The sequence below is a fragment of the Bradyrhizobium sp. JR3.5 genome, assembly GCF_054057015.1.
Genome location: NZ_JBSRYV010000002.1, coordinates 2,875,271 through 2,890,900 on the forward strand (window position 1 = coordinate 2,875,271; position 15,630 = coordinate 2,890,900).

At 64.4% G+C, this 15,630-nt stretch carries 16 protein-coding genes, 1 tRNA gene and 2 pseudogenes; 11 read left to right on the forward strand and 8 right to left on the reverse strand.

Annotation, left to right across the window (positions count from 1 at the left end; genetic code table 11):
* Window positions 1-172: 172 nt before the first annotated feature.
* The 3 genes from ACVWW1_RS30690 (at window position 173) to ACVWW1_RS30700 (ending at window position 3,771) form a co-directional block, all read left to right on the forward strand.
* Window positions 173-2,707 (forward strand): bifunctional diguanylate cyclase/phosphodiesterase, encoded by a 2,535-nt coding sequence (locus ACVWW1_RS30690; RefSeq protein WP_456658455.1) that lies wholly within the window; start codon window positions 173-175, stop codon window positions 2,705-2,707.
* 229 nt (window positions 2,708-2,936) lie between these two features.
* Window positions 2,937-3,206: a PepSY domain-containing protein gene (locus ACVWW1_RS30695; protein WP_456660712.1), complete on the forward strand. Its 270-nt coding sequence runs from the start codon at window positions 2,937-2,939 to the stop codon at window positions 3,204-3,206.
* Between the two features lie 10 nt (window positions 3,207-3,216).
* Entirely contained in the window at window positions 3,217-3,771 is a 555-nt protein-coding gene (locus ACVWW1_RS30700) for a cytochrome b/b6 domain-containing protein (protein WP_456658456.1), read from the forward strand.
* Window positions 3,772-3,787: 16 nt separating this feature from the next.
* On the opposite strand, the gene ACVWW1_RS30705 is transcribed toward ACVWW1_RS30700, so the two are convergent.
* Window positions 3,788-4,462, reverse strand: a complete 675-nt coding sequence (locus tag ACVWW1_RS30705; protein ID WP_456658457.1) for an LON peptidase substrate-binding domain-containing protein — start codon at window positions 4,460-4,462, stop codon at window positions 3,788-3,790.
* Window positions 4,463-4,492: 30 nt separating this feature from the next.
* On the reverse strand, window positions 4,493-5,413 hold the full coding sequence (gene trxA, locus ACVWW1_RS30710; protein ID WP_173639885.1) for a thioredoxin: 921 nt from the start codon (window positions 5,411-5,413) through the stop codon (window positions 4,493-4,495).
* 239 nt (window positions 5,414-5,652) lie between these two features.
* Between trxA and ACVWW1_RS30715 the strand changes: the two genes are divergently transcribed.
* The 6 genes and pseudogenes from ACVWW1_RS30715 to ACVWW1_RS30740 all read left to right on the forward strand — a co-directional run bounded on the left by ACVWW1_RS30715 (window position 5,653) and on the right by ACVWW1_RS30740 (window position 9,142).
* Complete coding sequence (locus tag ACVWW1_RS30715) at window positions 5,653-6,108, forward strand: SRPBCC family protein (protein ID WP_456658458.1); 456 nt, start codon at window positions 5,653-5,655, stop codon at window positions 6,106-6,108.
* Between the two features lie 160 nt (window positions 6,109-6,268).
* Window positions 6,269-6,343: transfer RNA gene (locus ACVWW1_RS30720), tRNA-Gly, on the forward strand.
* A gap of 154 nt (window positions 6,344-6,497) precedes the next feature.
* Entirely contained in the window at window positions 6,498-6,719 is a 222-nt protein-coding gene (locus tag ACVWW1_RS30725) for a DUF2865 domain-containing protein (RefSeq protein WP_456658459.1), read from the forward strand.
* Complete coding sequence (locus ACVWW1_RS30730; RefSeq protein ID WP_456660852.1) at window positions 6,625-6,831, forward strand: hypothetical protein; 207 nt, start codon at window positions 6,625-6,627, stop codon at window positions 6,829-6,831. Before ACVWW1_RS30725 ends, ACVWW1_RS30730 begins: the two co-directional genes overlap by 95 nt.
* Window positions 6,832-7,099: 268 nt before the next feature.
* Window positions 7,100-8,378: pseudogene (locus ACVWW1_RS30735) on the forward strand (PQQ-dependent sugar dehydrogenase).
* A 182-nt stretch (window positions 8,379-8,560) separates the two neighbouring features.
* The gene (locus ACVWW1_RS30740; RefSeq protein ID WP_456658460.1) at window positions 8,561-9,142 is read left to right on the forward strand and encodes a c-type cytochrome; all 582 of its coding nucleotides are present in this window, start codon (window positions 8,561-8,563) and stop codon (window positions 9,140-9,142) included.
* Window positions 9,143-9,193: 51 nt separating this feature from the next.
* Here the strand turns inward: ACVWW1_RS30740 and panE are convergent, their stop codons facing one another.
* From panE to ACVWW1_RS30760, 4 genes and pseudogenes are all read right to left on the reverse strand, one after another.
* Window positions 9,194-10,114 (reverse strand): 2-dehydropantoate 2-reductase, encoded by a 921-nt coding sequence (gene panE / locus ACVWW1_RS30745; protein WP_456658461.1) that lies wholly within the window; start codon window positions 10,112-10,114, stop codon window positions 9,194-9,196.
* Window positions 10,115-10,231: 117 nt separating this feature from the next.
* Window positions 10,232-10,837 (reverse strand): DsbA family protein, encoded by a 606-nt coding sequence (locus ACVWW1_RS30750; RefSeq protein WP_456658462.1) that lies wholly within the window; start codon window positions 10,835-10,837, stop codon window positions 10,232-10,234.
* A gap of 117 nt (window positions 10,838-10,954) precedes the next feature.
* Window positions 10,955-12,312, reverse strand: a pseudogene (locus tag ACVWW1_RS30755) (MATE family efflux transporter).
* A 107-nt stretch (window positions 12,313-12,419) separates the two neighbouring features.
* Complete coding sequence (locus ACVWW1_RS30760) at window positions 12,420-13,007, reverse strand: DUF2239 family protein (RefSeq protein ID WP_456658463.1); 588 nt, start codon at window positions 13,005-13,007, stop codon at window positions 12,420-12,422.
* 131 nt (window positions 13,008-13,138) lie between these two features.
* Here ACVWW1_RS30760 and ACVWW1_RS30765 point away from each other — a divergent pair, with 131 nt between their 5' ends.
* Window positions 13,139-13,804 (forward strand): glutathione S-transferase family protein, encoded by a 666-nt coding sequence (locus ACVWW1_RS30765; protein WP_176534481.1) that lies wholly within the window; start codon window positions 13,139-13,141, stop codon window positions 13,802-13,804.
* Window positions 13,805-13,812: 8 nt separating this feature from the next.
* Here the strand turns inward: ACVWW1_RS30765 and ACVWW1_RS30770 are convergent, their stop codons facing one another.
* The gene (locus ACVWW1_RS30770) at window positions 13,813-14,238 is read right to left on the reverse strand and encodes a DUF1330 domain-containing protein (protein ID WP_224924756.1); all 426 of its coding nucleotides are present in this window, start codon (window positions 14,236-14,238) and stop codon (window positions 13,813-13,815) included.
* 59 nt (window positions 14,239-14,297) lie between these two features.
* Between ACVWW1_RS30770 and ACVWW1_RS30775 the strand changes: the two genes are divergently transcribed.
* The gene (locus ACVWW1_RS30775; protein ID WP_456660713.1) at window positions 14,298-14,678 is read left to right on the forward strand and encodes a GIY-YIG nuclease family protein; all 381 of its coding nucleotides are present in this window, start codon (window positions 14,298-14,300) and stop codon (window positions 14,676-14,678) included.
* 1 nt (window position 14,679) lies between these two features.
* Here ACVWW1_RS30775 and ACVWW1_RS30780 read toward each other — a convergent pair whose 3' ends face one another.
* Entirely contained in the window at window positions 14,680-15,576 is an 897-nt protein-coding gene (locus ACVWW1_RS30780; protein WP_456658464.1) for an SDR family oxidoreductase, read from the reverse strand.
* Window positions 15,577-15,630 lie beyond the last annotated feature (54 nt).

Consider the following 15,630-nt stretch of genomic DNA (forward strand, 5'->3'; position numbering starts at 1 on the left):
CGAGGGCTGAAGACGTGCGATCGCAGGTCATGTAGAATATTTATGGAGCCATCAATTTCCGTGCGGAATCGGCTTACGCGCGGATAACCATGCCACTGAAAGTTGTAGAAAATTATCGAGAAGACAATTCAATCGGCCTAGCTTGTCGGCGCGGACAACCATGGACCGGCGCATGTTTCGTGTTCTTACGTGTCTTTCAGGTGAGCATGACTGGCGGCTCGTTCTGCTCGCCGGCCTGGTCTGCTTCGTTGCCAGCATTGTCGCCGTCAACATCTTCCATCGCGCGATCGCTTCGCAGGCGAGGACGCGGCTGATCTGGATCGCGATCGCGGGAGCTGCGATCGGCTACGGCATCTGGGCAACACATTTCATCGCCATGCTCGCCTACGAGCCGGGCGTGCCGACCGGCTACGGCATCGTCCTCACGGCGCTGTCGCTCGCCGTTGCGATGATGCTGACGTCCGGCGGACTCGGCCTTGCCGCCAGCGACTCCGGCTCCTGGCGTGCGCCGGTCGGTGGCGCGGTGATCGGAGCCGGCATCGCCAGCATGCATTATCTCGGAATGTGGGCGCTGGAAGTGCCGGGCCATGTGGTGTGGTCGATGGATCTCGTGGCGGCCTCCATCGTGCTCGGCATGCTGTTCGGTTACGCCGCGCTGTCGGTCGCGGTCCGCTATCAGGATCGCTGGATGTCGCTGGTCGCGGCGCTGTTGCTGACGCTTGCGATCGTGTCGCATCATTTCACCGCGATGGGCGCGGTCGAGATCGTTCCAGACCCGCTGCAAGCTCCGCAAGCCCTGTCGCTCTCTCCCGCCTTCCTCGCCATCGTGATCGCGGGCGTGGCGCTGTCCGTGCTCGGGATGAGCCTGGTCGGCGTGCTTGCCGACCGGCGCCTCGCGCTTCGCACCCGTCGCTTCGAGGAAATCATCAGCCAGCTCTCGCTGGCGCGGCAGCAGGTCGAGGCCTCGCAGAAGGAGCTGGAGGAACACCGGCTCCGGCTGGATACGGCGATCAACCACATGGGTGAAGGCCTCTGCATGTTCGATGCGGAGAAGCGTCTCGTGGTGTGCAACGATCGCTACGCCAAGATGTACCGGCTGCCGCCCGAATTGCTGCTGCCCGGCACCGCTCATCGCGAGATCATCACGCATCGGATCGCCAACGGCCTTCTCAAGGGCGAGACCAGCGACAGCGCCGCGACCCAGGTGCTCGCAACACTGAACGCGCTGCCGGCCGGCGAGATCAGCAGCCGGGTCGACGAGCTTGCCGACGGCCGGCTGATCTGCGTGACGCGACAGCCGATGCCCGGCGGTGGCTGGGTGGCGACGCATCGCGACGTCACCGAGCAGCGGCGCTCCGAGGCCAAGATCACCCATATGGCGCAACACGACGCGCTGACCGATTTGCCGAATCGCGTGCTGCTCAAGGAGTGGATGGAGCAGGCGCTCTCCGGCGCGAGATGTGGCGGGCCGAGCCTCGCGGTGCTGATGCTCGATCTCGACCGCTTCAAGGACGTCAACGACACGCTTGGACACGCGGCGGGCGATGCGTTGCTGAAGTCGGTGGCCGCACGGTTGCGCCGGTGCGTCAGCGACACTACGCTGGTCGCGCGGCTCGGCGGCGACGAATTCGCGGTGATCGACCACGTCAGCGATCCGGTCGCGGAAGCCGGTTTGCTCGCGGAGAAGATCAAAAAGGCGCTCAGCGAGCCGATCGATCTCGGCGATCATCGGGTGACCACCACGAGCAGCATCGGGATTGCGATCGCACCGCGCGACGGCAGCGATTCCGACGAGGTGCTGCGCAGCGCCGATCTTGCGCTCTACTCGGCCAAGAGCGGCGGACGCGGCTCGTTCCGTTTCTTCGAGCCGGAGCTCGATCGGCAGCTGCAGACCCGGCGCAGCCTCGAGCGCGACATGCGCAGCGCGCTCGCCAACGGTGAGTTCGAGCTGTACTATCAGCCGTTCATCAATGTCGCGAGCGGGGAGACCTGTGGCTTCGAGGCGCTGTTGCGATGGCATCATCCGCAACGTGGCATGGTCTCACCGGCGCAGTTCATTCCGCTGGCGGAAGAGACCGGCCTGATCGTGCCGCTCGGCGAATGGGTGCTGCGCACCGCGTGTGCGGAAGCCGCCAAATGGCCCGATGATCTCAAGATCGCGATCAATCTGTCGCCGGTGCAGTTCAGGAGCCCGGAGCTGGTCCCGGTGATCGTGCACGCGTTGGCGAGCTCGGGCGTTTCGCCTGACAGGCTCGAGCTCGAAGTCACCGAAACGGCGATCATCCAGGACAGCGAGGCGGTGTTCGCGGCGCTCAGTCAGCTGCATGATCTCGGGGTGCGGATCGCGCTCGACGATTTCGGTACCGGCTATTCGTCGCTGAGCTTCCTGCAGAAATTTCCGTTCGACAAGGTCAAGATCGACCGCAGCTTCGTGTCCGAACTCTCGGGCGCAACCGACGAGTCGCGCCGGATTGCGCGCGCGATCGTTCGCTTCGCCGTTAGTCTCGGCAAGACGACGACGGCCGAAGGCGTCGAGACCAGGGAGCAGCTCGACATCCTGCGCGCCGACGCTTGCGTGGAAGTGCAGGGCTTTCACTTCAGCCCCGCGGTCCAGAGCGAGAAGGTCGCACAGATGATCAGTGGGCGGATGCCTGTAACGACCGAACGCCCCGCAGTTCGTCTGGCAATGGCGGGTGCCGCGTCCTGACTGAAAGGCCGCGCCGGCAGACCGATGAGGCGTAAGGCCGCAGCAAGCGGTCAAAACCAAATTGCGCGTGGAGCGCAAAGTGGTTTTCGCAGCCGTTAGAATTTCTCTAAAGCGTGCCGCGTCCGCGCTTCCTTGACTTGGCAATCACCTCGGCATTGTTCACGCATGTGCTCAGCGCGATGGCGTTGTGGGCATGATCGTCAACGGAGGGGAGATGCGCGTGAGAGTGATGATGAGCGCTGCGCTTGCAGCGTGCGTTCTGGGGCATTTGGGTTCGGCGGCGCTCGCCGACGGCTACAAGACTTGCACCAAGCTCGACAAGGCGTCGTGGAAGCCGGCAACCGATGCCGAAGCCAAGGCCAAGGCTGCCGGCTACGAGGTGCGCCGCTCGAAGGTCGAGGGCTCCTGCTACGAAGTGTACGGCGTCAAGGAAGGCAAGCTCTACGAGCTGTTCTACAGCCCGGAGGATCTCAGCCTGAAGCACACGATCGCGAAGTGAAGCAGGCGCGATGACGAAGGCGGCGCCCGGCGCCCGCGGCGCCACCACCGTGCAGGTCTGGGACCTGCCGCTGCGGCTCTGGCACTGGGCGCTCGCCATCCTCGTCCTGGTCGCATGGGTGACGCCCAACGTCCATGACCGGCTGCACCGGCTGGCGGGTTATTCCGTGATCGGGCTATTGGCGTTCCGGCTGATCTGGGGCTTTGCCGGCACGCGCTATGCGCGCTTCGGCAAGCTCGGCGTCCGATTGCGCGCCGCGCCGCGCTACATCTGGAATCTCCGCCGCGGCATCACCGGCCGCTATATCGGGCTCAATCCCGCGGGCACCGTGATGCTGGTGGCACTGCTGCTCACGCTCGCGGTCTCCGCGATTACAGGTGCAATGGAGGTCACCGTCACCTTCTTCGGCGTCTGGTGGGTCGAGGACACCCACGTCTATGCCTCGGATGCGGCGATCGTCCTGGTCGGGCTGCACGTGCTCGGCGTCATCGTGGTGGGATTGCTGCAGCGTCAGAACCTGGTGCGTGCGATGTTCACCGGACGCAAGCAGCTTCGCAATCGTTGATCTGCCTGGCCGCGCCTCATTGCACCGGAGGATCGCCCGAGGTGCGCTTCTTGGCGAGGTCCATCTCGGTGACCGCGATCAGGATCTCGGCGCGGGTCTTCAGGTCGGGCGCCTCGAGCATCGCCTGCTTCTCGGCCGGACCATAGGGCGACATCATCGCCAGCGCATTGACCAGCGCCTCGTTCGGCGCGGATTCGATGCCTTCCCAGTCGACCTTCAGGTTGTTGGCTTCCAGGAAATCGGCCAGCACCTCGAGCAGCGCCTTGCGATCGACGGCGTCCTCGCCCTTGCGCGCGGTGAAGTCGCCGGCGAAGGCGAAGAAGTCGACCTTGCACTGCCGGTACGGCGTCTGCACGGTCAGCTCCTCCACCACCTTGAAGCGCGCGACGCCGGTCAGTTCGAGGATGTAGCGGCCGTCGCCGGATTCGGCGAGCTGGGTGATGCGGCCGACGCAGCCGACGCGGAACAGCGCCGGCTTCGCCTCCTTCTGCGAATGCGCCACGTCGGGCTGGATCATGCCGATCAGGCGGTGACCGTCGCGCAGCGCGTCGTCGATCATCGCGAGATAACGCGGCTCGAAGATGTTGAGCGGCATCTGGCCGCGCGGCAACAGCAACGCGCCCGGCAGCGGGAACACCGGGATCACCTCGGGGAGCTCGCCGGGCCCGCGATATTCGGCATTGATCGGCATCTGCGGTCCGCTGCTGTGACGGGGCGTGCGTTACGAGAATAGAATCGTCGACAACCGCCTGCGCCCCTCGACGGTTGCCTCATCGGTGCCGCCCCACGCCTCGAAGAACTGCACCAGCTGCTTGCGCGCGCCGTCGTCGTTCCACTTGCGGTCACGCTTGACGATCGCGAGCAGCTGCTCGGTCGCTTCAGCGCGCTTGTTCATGGCATTGAGCGCGGTCGCGAGATCGAATCGGGCCTGATGGTCGAGCGGGTTTGCCGCGACTTTCTGTTCCAGCTCCGCGATCGGGCCGACCGACTGGGCCTGTTCGGCAAGATCGATCGCCGCCTGCACCGCCTTCACCGCGGCATCATTGCGCTTGGATTCCGGCACCATCGCGAGCGTCTGCTTGGCCTGTTCGACCGCGCCCGACGTGACGTAGCACTTGGCGAGGCCGGCCAGCGCCGCGATGTTGGTGGCGTCGTGCGCCAGCACCTCGGCATAGATCTGCGCCGCACCCTCGACGTCGCCCTCGGCAAGCACGGCGTCGGCCTCGGCCAGGATCTCCGCAAGATTGGGCTCGCCGGCGGCGGGCACGCCCTTGGTGATCTTCTCGATGAAGGCGTTGATCTGGCTCTCCGGCACCGCGCCCATGAAGCCATCGGCGGGCTGGCCGCCCACGAAGGCGATCACGGCCGGGATCGACTGGATGCCCATCTGGCCGGGGATCTGCGGATGCTCGTCGATGTTCATCTTGACCAGCTTGACCCGGCCCTTGGCGTTGCGAACCGCCTTCTCCAGCATCGGGGTGAGTTGGCGGCACGGACCGCACCACGGCGCCCAGAAGTCGATCATGACCGGCTGGCGGCGCGATTCCTCGATGACGTCCTTGACGAAGGTCTGGGTCGTCGTCTCCTTGATCAGATCGGGCGCTGCCTCGGGCGTGGGGCCGCCCTGCTCCATTATCGTCACGTTGTCCTCGCCTTGGTCTTCTGAGGTCGGAAAAATACGGGGGCGTTCTAGCACGCTCCGGACGGCGTGTTCAGCCGTTCTGTCAGCCTAGAGCATGATCCCGGAGCATGCTCCGTAGATGGCGGTTGGCCGGCAAAATTCAATCGCTCGCCGCCCGGCCTGTTCCATCGGAGATCGGGTGGGTTTGAGGTCCGGAACGGCCGACGATGGCGCTCCTTCATGGCAACAGGGGATCGCCCATGGCAAAGGCCTATTACAGCACCGTGTTCGAGCAGCCGGCCGGCGAGGTCTGGAAAATCATCCGCGATTTCAACAATTACCCGGTCTGGGTCCACGGCTCGGGCACCAGCGAGATCGAGGACGGCAAGTCCGGCGACACCATCGGCGCCGTGCGCAACGTCCTGTACCGGGAACGGCGGATCCGGCAGCGGCTGCTCGCACAGTCCGACGTCGAGCGCTTCCAGACCTACGAATTTGCCGGTCCGCCGACCCTTCCGATGACGGACTTCAGCGCGACCCTGCGGGTGACCCCGGTGGTCGACGGCGACCGGGCCTTTATCGAATGGTGGGCGGTGTTCGATTGCGACGCGGACCGCCGCGTCGAGCTGGTGCAGAAGCTGACCGGCTGGTTCGAGACCTGGCTCGAATCGCTCCGGGATGAGATGGCTCTGAGGCTGGTTCCGGCCGAAACATAAAAAGAAATCGCCGCGACGACCGATTTCGGCCGATTCGGGGTCAATTTTTAAGGAAACCGTGCGATTTCGTGAAGTTCGGACCGCGCTCTTGTGTTGCATTCACAGACAGCATTTGGCATAGGTCTGCCGTTGCCGGCGAGCGATCGCCGCCATTTCGGATGCGGGTGTAGCTCAGTGGTAGAGCACGACCTTGCCAAGGTCGGGGTCGAGGGTTCGAGCCCCTTCGCCCGCTCCAAAATATCTCGCTGACCGAGCTGACAGTCTGATGAAGGCCCGCCCATTGGTGCGGGCTTTTTTGCTGTTCGGACGGTTTTGCAGTTCAGGCAGCGCCGTGATCTCGCGGTCAAGATGCCGCGGCCCGCGATGGCCGCCTCTTCCCCCTGCCGCGCGTGAGTGCGGCGGCGGATGTTGGGACCTACGAGGCGGTCTGCCCCGCCGCCGAGGTGAAGCTGTATTCCGGCTCCGACATCGACAGCGCCGGAACCGAAGCGGGCGAGACCGACAAGGCACTCGCAAATGCATTCCGATTCCGGCGCGTCCACCGGACTGTCACCGATTGCGATCGAGGACGACATGATGCTGCGGACCGGCGACATCGTTGCCGCCGATGACGGCTTCAAGATCGCAGCAATCTCCAGCGGGCAGAAACGCAGCGTGTTGTTCAAGCCGCTGTCGAAAGCCGAGGCGCAGGCGCTCGGTCTTTCGCGCCTCTCGTCACGATAGACGCGATCGCGAGCGTTAGCTTCGTTCGAATATCACGCTGCGGTGCAGAATGCCTTGTTATCAGGCAGTCAGCGCAGGAAAATTTCGTCTCAAATTTCGTCTCAACTTGTTTTGACGCAGCGCACACCCGAGCATGCGCTTTTCAGCGTCGATGGATGTGCTACCATTTTGCCGTCTGACCTACCTCACAGACCGCCACCATCATCTCTCAAGGCGTTCAAAATCAATAACAGGCAAGCTGCAACGGCTTGCGTAGGGGAGTGACGCGATGAAATCGGCTTTCAATCGATCCAATACTTGCGTTCGCGGCGATTTCGCTGCTGGCGGGGACAACCTTCGCCAATGCGCAGCAACAAACCGACAAGAACCGGGCGCTGAAGAAGTACGAATCCGGTACCAAGGAATTCTGGACCCATCCGCCGGATGACTGGTTCCTCGGCGACGAGACCGAAGCGCAGAAGGGCCTTGCCCCGCCGTCCGGTCCGCCGACCGGCGCTTCCGACGCCGAACTCGCCACGATGATGAAGAAGATCAAGCTGCCGCCGGGCTTCAAGATCGAGGTCTATGCCTCGAACGTGCTCGCGGCGCGGCAGATGGCCTGGGGCGACAAGGGCACGCTGTTCGTCGGCTCGTTCGGCCTCGGCAATGTCTATGCGATCAAGGACAACAACGGCAAGAAGGAGGTCAAGACCATCCTGAAGGGCCTCAACATGCCGACCGGCCTCACGTTCCGCGACGGCGCGCTCTACGTCATCGCGGTCGACAAGCTGATCAAGTACGACAATGCCGAAGCCAATCTCGACAATCTCGGCAGCGGCAAGGTGGTGTATGACGACATGCCGTCGTATGCGGCGCATGGCTGGAAATACATCGCCGTCGACAAGGACGGCTGGTTCTACATTCCGTTCGGACCTCCCTTCAACATCGGCATCCCGCCGACCTCGGTGTCGCAGATCCGCCGCGTCGATCCCAAGACCGGCAATGCGGAGATCTGGGCGCTCGGCGTGCGCAACTCGGTCGGCGGCGACGTCGATCCGCGCACCGGCAAGTACTGGTTCACCGAAAACGCCCGCGACTGGATCAGCGACGATCTGCCGAGCGACAAGCTCAACATGATCTCGAAGATCGGCGAGCACTTCGGCTATCCGTATTGCCACCAGGGCAACCTGCCGGACACCAAATTCGCGATGGGTCACAAGTGCTCGGAGTTCACCCCGCCGGTCTACAATCTCGGCGCCCACGTGGCTCCGCTCGGCATGAAGTTCTATACCGGCAGCCAATTCCCGGCCGAGTACAAGAACAGCATCCTGATCGCCGAGCACGGCTCCTGGAACCGGCACAAGTACCAGGGCGGCCGCATCGTGAAGATCACCGCGAGCCCCGACGGCAAGAATGCCAAGCAGGAGATCTTCGCTTCCGGCTGGATCGAGGGTGACCAGGGCTATCTCGGCCGTCCCGCCGACATCCTGCTCGACAAGGATGGCTCCATCCTCGTTGCCGACGACTGGGCCGGTGCGATCTATCGCATCAGCTACAGCAAGAAGTAACGGTTGAAGGCCAAGAGGCTGCGGTGGCCACGAGGCGGCCGCAGCCTCTGTTGTGATCGGCCGCGGAACCACCTCGTCATGCCCGGACTTGATCCGGGCATCCATCCAAACCAAGAAACCCTTCTTCAAGCCAGATGGATTGCCGGGTCGAGCCCGGCAATGACACGCGGAGAAAACTGGCAATGCGCCTTTTGTCATTCGGAATGCTGTTCGCGTCAGCGATCGCGATGACTTCCCTTGCCCAGGCCGCCGACGTCGCCGCCGGCAAGGCGAAGGCCGAAATCTGCGCCGGGTGTCATGGCGACAACGGCATCTCGCAGACCGAGAACATTCCCTCGCTCGCCGGCCAGCTCGACCAGTTCATTCAATGGCAGCTGGTGTTCTTCCGCGCCGGTGCGCGCAAGAACGAGCAGATGCAGCCGATCGTCGAGCAGCTCACCAATGACGACATCCGCAATCTCGGCGCCTATTTCGCGTCGCTGACGCCGTTCAAGGGCGGCAAGGACGACAATCCGGACTTGTCCGAAAAGGGCAAGCAGGCCGCGGCCGGCCGCCGCTGCGCCTCATGCCACACTGATACCTTTGTCGGTACCAAGGCGGTCGCGCGCATCGCCGGCCAGCGCGAGGAATATCTCGTCAAGGCGCTGCATGACTACAAATCGGGCGTACGCTCCGGCGGGGCGCAGGCGGCGATGGCCGATGTGGCGTATCCGCTGAGCGACGAGGAGATCACCGCGCTCGCGCATTATCTGTCGCATCTGTAGCCGCAAAATGGTTGTCGTCCCTGCTTTCGCAGGGACGACACCGGTTGTGCGTTAAGCGCTTCGCTGCTTCTCATACGCCTTGAGATGCGTGTAGGCCGTGCGCAGCTTCGGCACGGGGATCTTGGCGGCATCGGCGCGGACGATCAGGTCGCCGATCACGTGATCGGCTTCGACCGGCAGCCCCGCCTTGATGTCGCGGAACATCGATGCGGTCATCGGCGAGCCTTCGGTGGTCAAGAGCCCGCGGGTGCGCTGGAAGAACGGGCCGCCCGGTGCGTGGCCGGCATCGGCCGCGATCGCGCTGCATTCGTCGAGGATGCCGAGCAGGAAATCCTGGCCGCCGGGCGCGGCCAGGATGTTGCCGACCGAGGTCCGCATCAGGCTGGTGGAAGCGGCGAGCGACGCCAGGAACACCCACTTCTCCCACATGTCCTGCATCACGTGCTCGCTGGCGGCCGCACCGTTGATCGCGGAGAAGGTCTCGGCGATCGCGCGCACCCGGTCCGACAGGCCGCCGGCGCGTTCGCCGAAGCCGAGCGACTGCATCGGCTGCAGCTGCACCACTTCGCGCTTCTCGTTCAGCGTCGCCGCGATCGCGCAGAGACCGCCGAGCACATGCTGAGCGCCGAATTTCTTGTCGAGCGCATCGAGATGCAGCATGCCGTTAAGCAGCGGGATGATTGCCGTCTTGTCGCCGACACCAGGCGCAAACGACTTGATCGCATCCTCGAGATCGAACGCCTTGCAGCTCAAGAGCACGACGTCGAATTTGTCCGACAGTTTATCGGCCTGCACGGTCGGCGGATTGTTCAAGGTGACATCGCCGTTCGGGCTCTTGATCACGAGCCCGGCGGAGGCGAGCTCGGAGGCGCGACGGGGCCGGACGAGAAAAGTCACGTCGCGGCCGGCCTGAAGCATCCGGCCGCCGAAATAACCGCCGATCGCACCGGCGCCGACCACGAGAACACGCATGGGAATTTGTCCTTCTTTGTTGTTGCCCAGGAAGCGAGCGAAGTGCGAATGGGTAATGGCGACTAGATAGGAATGCTGTTCGACTATTCGCTACCCGCTATTGGCCAACTACTCATCTCACTTTCCCGACACCAGTTCCTCGACTTCGCGCAGCTGCTCCTTGCCGAAGAAGATCTCGTTGCCGACGAAGAAGGTCGGCGAGCCGAATGCGCCGCGCTCCACGGCGGCCTGGGTGTTCGCGATCAGCTTGGCCTTCACGTCGGCGTCCTGGGCGCGGGCGAACAGTTTGGCGGCGTCGAGGCCGGAGGCGGCGATGGCTTTGCCGGCCACTTCGGGGTCATCCATTTTCTTCGGCTCGACCCACATGTGGTGGAAAGCCGCCTCGATGTATGTCTCGAACACGCCCTCGAACTGGGCGGCGACCGCCGCGCGCATCAGGTTCAGCGTATTGACCGGGAAGAACGGGTTCCAAGTGTAGGGCCTGACGTTGAAGCGCTTGAGGAAGCGCTCGGTCTCGATCTTCATGAACTCGGGCTTGTTCTTGACGCCCGCCAGCGTCTCGGCCGGCGACTTGTTGTTAGTGGCCTTGAAGATGCCGCCGAGCAGGATCGGGACATATTCGAACTTGACGCCGGTGCGTTGCTCGATGGCCGGGATCGCCTCGTGGCTGAGGAAGGCGTTGGGGCTGCCGAAATCGAACAGGAATTGCGGATTCTGGCTCACGGCGGTCCCTCGGCCTGTCTGGTTTGGGCTTGTTTGGCTTTTCTCGAGCATGGGCCAGCTGCCGCAGGCGCCATCAGTAGAATATGATACTCATCATGTGAGCAGCAGTCCGCGATGTCAAATCAGCCGCTTGATGGTCTGCTTGCGCCATACCAGGGCGTAATAGGCCATCTGCAGCACGAACATGGTTGCGAAGGTGGCGGGATAGGCGATCCAGATGCCGCTGATGCCGACCGCCCGGCTGAGCAGGATCGCGACCGGCACCTCGACCAGCGCCATGGCCAGGATCGAGATGAACAGCGGCATCCACACCGTGCCGCCGGCACGCATCGCGCCGGAGAACACGGTCGCCATGCCGAACAGCACCATGCTCCACAGCACGATGTACAGAAGCTGCTGCGCGAGCGCGAGCACGGCGCCGTCGACGATGAAGAAGCCCATCAGCGGCCGCGCAAAGAGATAGCCGAGCACCACCAGTCCGCCGGTCAGTGCGAGGTTCATCTCGATCCCGGTCCGGACGATGGCGCCGACCCGGTTGGAATCGCCGCGGCCGATCGCCTGTGCGCCGAAGATCGACACGGATATGGCGATCGAGATCGCCGGAAACTGCACATAGCCGATCACCTGGTTGACCGCGCCATAGGCGGCGGTGGCCTCCGAGCCGAATCCGTTGACGAGGCCGAGCAGCACCAGTTCGGCGAGCGAGACCACCACCATGCCGATCGCGGTCGGAATGCCGAGCCGCAGCACGATGCGCAGCAGGGCGCCGTTCGGCCGCATCGCGGGCGCAGGAACGCGGCGTCGAAGGCCAGCGGATGCTTGCGCCGCAGCATGTGGATATGCAGCCAGAGCAGCGTGACGACGCCCGAGACCGCGGAAGCGACGGCGGCACTGGCGACGCCCAGCATCGGCAGGCCGAGCCAGCCGCGGATCAATGCGGGCGTCACCACGAGGCCGACGACGGTCGAGACCGTCAGCGCCACCAGCGGCGTCACGGTGTCGCCGACGCCGCGCATCATCGCGGCGAGCAGCAGGAATGCGAAGGTCACCGGCATCGTGATCATCATGATCCGCGCATAGGACACCGCGGCGTCGAGGACGTCTGCCGGCGTGGCGAGCGCGATCAAGAGCGGGCGGGCGAACAGGCCGCCCGATATCGCGATCGCGAGCGCCAGCAGCAGCGTCACGGTCATGGTCGTGCCGGCAACGGCCTTGACGCGGTCGGGCTCGCCGGCGCCCCAGGCCTGGCCGATCATGACCGAGGCGCCCGCGCTCAGGCCGATCACGAAGGAGATGAAGAAGAACATCACCGGAAAGAACACCGACGCAGCGGCGAGCGCGTCGACTCCGATCATCTGGCCGAGATAGATGCCATTGATGGTGCCGAACAGCGACTGCAGCACATTGCTCAGCAGCATCGGCGCCAGGAACGACAGGAAGGCTTTGCGTAGGGAGGGAGGCTTGGGCACGTTCAACTTCCAAAAATCGAGACCGTCAGGACGGCGGCGGGGCGGCTGTGCGGTTCTGCTCTGAAAGACGAACCACCGATCCGCGACCGCCACTTCTTTCGCGCGAAAGCGCGTCAGTCCGCTTGATCGCTATAGGCGAGCCGGATCGTGTGGTCGCGGATATCGGCGGGCCAGTCCGCGATCAGCGTCGCAAAGCGCCGCCGGTCATGCGCGAACAGGGCGCGGATCGCGTCCTCGTAGTTTGGCCGGTTGCCGGCCATCGTTGTCATGAAGCGATAGGCGGCATCCTGGGCGCTGCGCGTGCGGTCCTTGTCGCCGCTCGCGCGCCGCGCCTCGTCGATCAATTTGCGGATCGCAACCGATGCGCCGCCCTTCTGCTGGGCGAGCCAGTCCCAATGACGCGGCAAGAGCGTGATCTCGCGCGCGACGACGCCAAGCTTCGGCCGTCCCGGACCGCGCGGCGCGGCCGGCGTTGCCGGTTCCTCGTCGCGCGGAGGCGCGAGCTTCGGCAGCCGCGCCAGCACGTCGTCGACCGTGCCGCGGAAATCGATATCAACCAGCGCCGAGGTGCGGCCGTTGAACACCAGGACCGCGGCATCCTTGCGCCGGTCGAGCAGCTGCTTGGCGGCACGGGCGACCTCCGCGAGGTCACCGGCCCCGATGCGATGCTCGCCTTCGAAGGCGACATAGGCAGGATTCATGGTAGACCTCTCCGATTGCGCGACGTATTGCCCGTGTGATTTCCCGCAAGCACGGCGCGTGGATCTCGACGTTCCTGTTCCCGGCTGGCACCAAACGCCGCCCGATTGCGCCGATATTTCAGAGGACGCCCATGCTGACGGTTCATCATCTCAACAATTCCCGCTCGCAGCGCGTGCTGTGGCTGCTCGAGGAATTGGGCGTGCCCTACGAGATCGTGCGCTACCAGCGGCAGCCCGACATGCGGGCGCCGAAGGAGCTGCGCGCGATCCATCCGCTCGGCAAGTCGCCTGTCGTCACCGACAATGGCAACACGATCGCGGAATCCGGCGCGATCCTCGAATACATCATCGCGACCTACGGCAACGGCCGCCTGATCCCGCAGGCCGATACGCCGGAGCGGCTGCGCTACACCTATTGGCTGCACTATGCCGAAGGCTCGGCGATGACACCGCTGCTCTTGAAGCTGCTGTTCACGCTGATGCCGAAGCGCGCGCCGGCGCTGCTGCGGCCGCTGGTGCGCAAGGTGTCGAACCAGGCGCTGTCCACGCTGGTCAATCCGCAGCTCAAGCAGCACATGGCCTATTGGGAAGGCGAGCTCGGCAAGAGCGAGTGGTTCGCCGGCAACGAATTCTCCGGCGCCGACATCCAGATGAGCTTTCCGCTGGAGGCGGCCGCCGCGCGCGGCGGGCTCGCGGACGGCCACCCGAAATGTGTCGCCTTCCTGGAGCGCATCCACGCGCGCCCGGCCTACGCGCGGGCGCTCGAGAAGGGCGGGCCGTACGAGGTTGGCCGCTAGCATCTCGGTCATCGCGGCAACTCGACCAGCGGCAGCAGCCGTGAATCGGCCAGCGCCGCCGTGCGGTGTCCGATGCCGGCGAGGTAGGCTTCCGCCACCGCGAAGGCGAGGAACGCGCCGCGGCTCTTCTGCCGGATCAGCATCGCGCGATCCCAGCGCTCGCCCTCGGGCCCGATCAGGAACGAGCCGCCTTCACCCATGAACAGGATGTCGCCGCCGCTCTTCCGCAGATGCGGCAGCGTGTGCGCGACATAGCGGTCGTAGGCTTCCGCACCCGTGACCGGGTGCGGCGGGGCCAGCTCCGGGCTTTGCGAATAGTCGGCGATGTCGCGGAAGCGCAGCAGGTTGAGCATCACCAGCTCGCCGGTGATCTCGCGCTGGGCAAAGTCGCGCCCGGCATTCCACGTCGGCTCCAGATGGCAGGTGGTGTCCATGTCAGCTCGTCCTATTCGCGTTCGATGCGATGTTTTATCCGGGTGTAATTGCCTTGTCAATAATACCCGGATATAATTGGTGTGCCGATACGACAGGAGCCGCCAGGAAGACCGAAGACCGCAAGCTGGCCATTGCCGACTACAAGAAGCGCGCTGCTGTGGCCGGCGTGTTCGCGATCCGCTGCCGCGCGACCGGGGAGGTCTGGGTCGGGCAGGCGCTCGATCTGGAGAAAATCCAGAACCGCATCTGGTTCACGCTGCGGATGGGCAGCCATGGCAATGCCGAGCTGCAGCGCGCCTGGTCGGCGCATGGCGCGGACAATCTCTCGCTCGAAACGCTGGAGCGGATCGAGGACGAGGAGCTTGTCTATGTCCGCGATACGCTGCTCAAGGAGCGCGTGCAGCATTGGCGCGCGCAGCTCAACGCGTCGGCCGTCTAGATTAACGCGACGTCTGCGCGCCGCCCGCCGACGGCAACGGCTGCACGGTGACGCCGGGCGGCGGCACGTCGTCGTCGGGCACGAAGAAATCCGACATCAACGGCACCGAGGGATCGACGCGATAGCGCTCGAAGTCGCGCACGCCGTTGGCGTAGAGCACCTTGTCGTCGATGCAGAAATTGCCGGTGAACTCGCGCGATGGCCGCGTGACGATCGCATAGGCCGCATCGCCCATGATCTCCGGCGTGCGGCTGGCGCGCATCATGGCATCGCCGCCGAGCAGATTGCCGACCGCGGCGGTTGCGATCGTGGTGCGCGGCCACAATGCGTTGACCGCAATGCCGGCGGATTTTTGCTCACCGGCCAGTCCGAGCACGCACATGCTCATGCCGAACTTCGCCATCGTATAAGCGGTCGAATGCTCGAACCACTTGGTCTTCATGTCGAGCGGTGGCGACAGCATCAGGATGTGCGGATTCTCCGCCTTCTTCAAATGCGGGATGCAGTATTTCGACACCATGAAGGTGCCGCGGGTGTTGATCCCCATCATCAGATCGTAGCGCTTCATGTCGGTTGCCTGCGAATTGGTCAGGCTGATGGCGCTGGCATTGTTGACGCAGACGTCGATGCCGCCGAATTCGGCGACGGTCTGCTCGATCGCCGCCATCACCTGCGCCTCGTCCCTGATGTCGCAGATCACCGGCAGCGCCTTGCCGCCGGCGGTGCGGACCTCGTCGGCGGCGGTGTAGATCGTGCCCTTCAGCTTCGGATGCGGCTCGGCGGTCTTCGCCGCGATCGCGACATTGGCGCCGTCACGCGCGGCGCGCAGCGCGATCGCAAGCCCGATGCCGCGGCTCGCACCCGAGATGAACAGCGTCTTGCCTTTGAGCGATGTCATGAGAGTGGCCTCCAGTTAGGGACGCACCATTGTCAGGCTCCCTCTCCCCTTGTG

Bases quoted from the DNA above. Each gene is read 5' to 3' on its own strand.
- ACVWW1_RS30765 (WP_176534481.1), top strand. From the start codon at position 13,139: ATGCTGACGGTTCATCATCTCAACAATTCCCGCTCGCAGCGCGTGCTG.
- ACVWW1_RS30700 (WP_456658456.1), top strand. From the start codon at position 3,217: ATGACGAAGGCGGCGCCCGGCGCCCGCGGCGCCACCACCGTGCAGGTC.
- panE (WP_456658461.1), bottom strand. From the start codon at position 10,114: ATGCGTGTTCTCGTGGTCGGCGCCGGTGCGATCGGCGGTTATTTCGGC.
- ACVWW1_RS30715 (WP_456658458.1), top strand. From the start codon at position 5,653: ATGGCAAAGGCCTATTACAGCACCGTGTTCGAGCAGCCGGCCGGCGAG.
- ACVWW1_RS30695 (WP_456660712.1), top strand. From the start codon at position 2,937: ATGATGAGCGCTGCGCTTGCAGCGTGCGTTCTGGGGCATTTGGGTTCG.
- ACVWW1_RS30780 (WP_456658464.1), bottom strand. From the start codon at position 15,576: ATGACATCGCTCAAAGGCAAGACGCTGTTCATCTCGGGTGCGAGCCGC.
- ACVWW1_RS30760 (WP_456658463.1), bottom strand. From the start codon at position 13,007: ATGAATCCTGCCTATGTCGCCTTCGAAGGCGAGCATCGCATCGGGGCC.
- ACVWW1_RS30730 (WP_456660852.1), top strand. From the start codon at position 6,625: ATGCATTCCGATTCCGGCGCGTCCACCGGACTGTCACCGATTGCGATC.
- ACVWW1_RS30740 (WP_456658460.1), top strand. From the start codon at position 8,561: ATGCGCCTTTTGTCATTCGGAATGCTGTTCGCGTCAGCGATCGCGATG.
- ACVWW1_RS30770 (WP_224924756.1), bottom strand. From the start codon at position 14,238: ATGGACACCACCTGCCATCTGGAGCCGACGTGGAATGCCGGGCGCGAC.
- ACVWW1_RS30690 (WP_456658455.1), top strand. From the start codon at position 173: ATGTTTCGTGTTCTTACGTGTCTTTCAGGTGAGCATGACTGGCGGCTC.
- ACVWW1_RS30705 (WP_456658457.1), bottom strand. From the start codon at position 4,462: ATGCCGATCAATGCCGAATATCGCGGGCCCGGCGAGCTCCCCGAGGTG.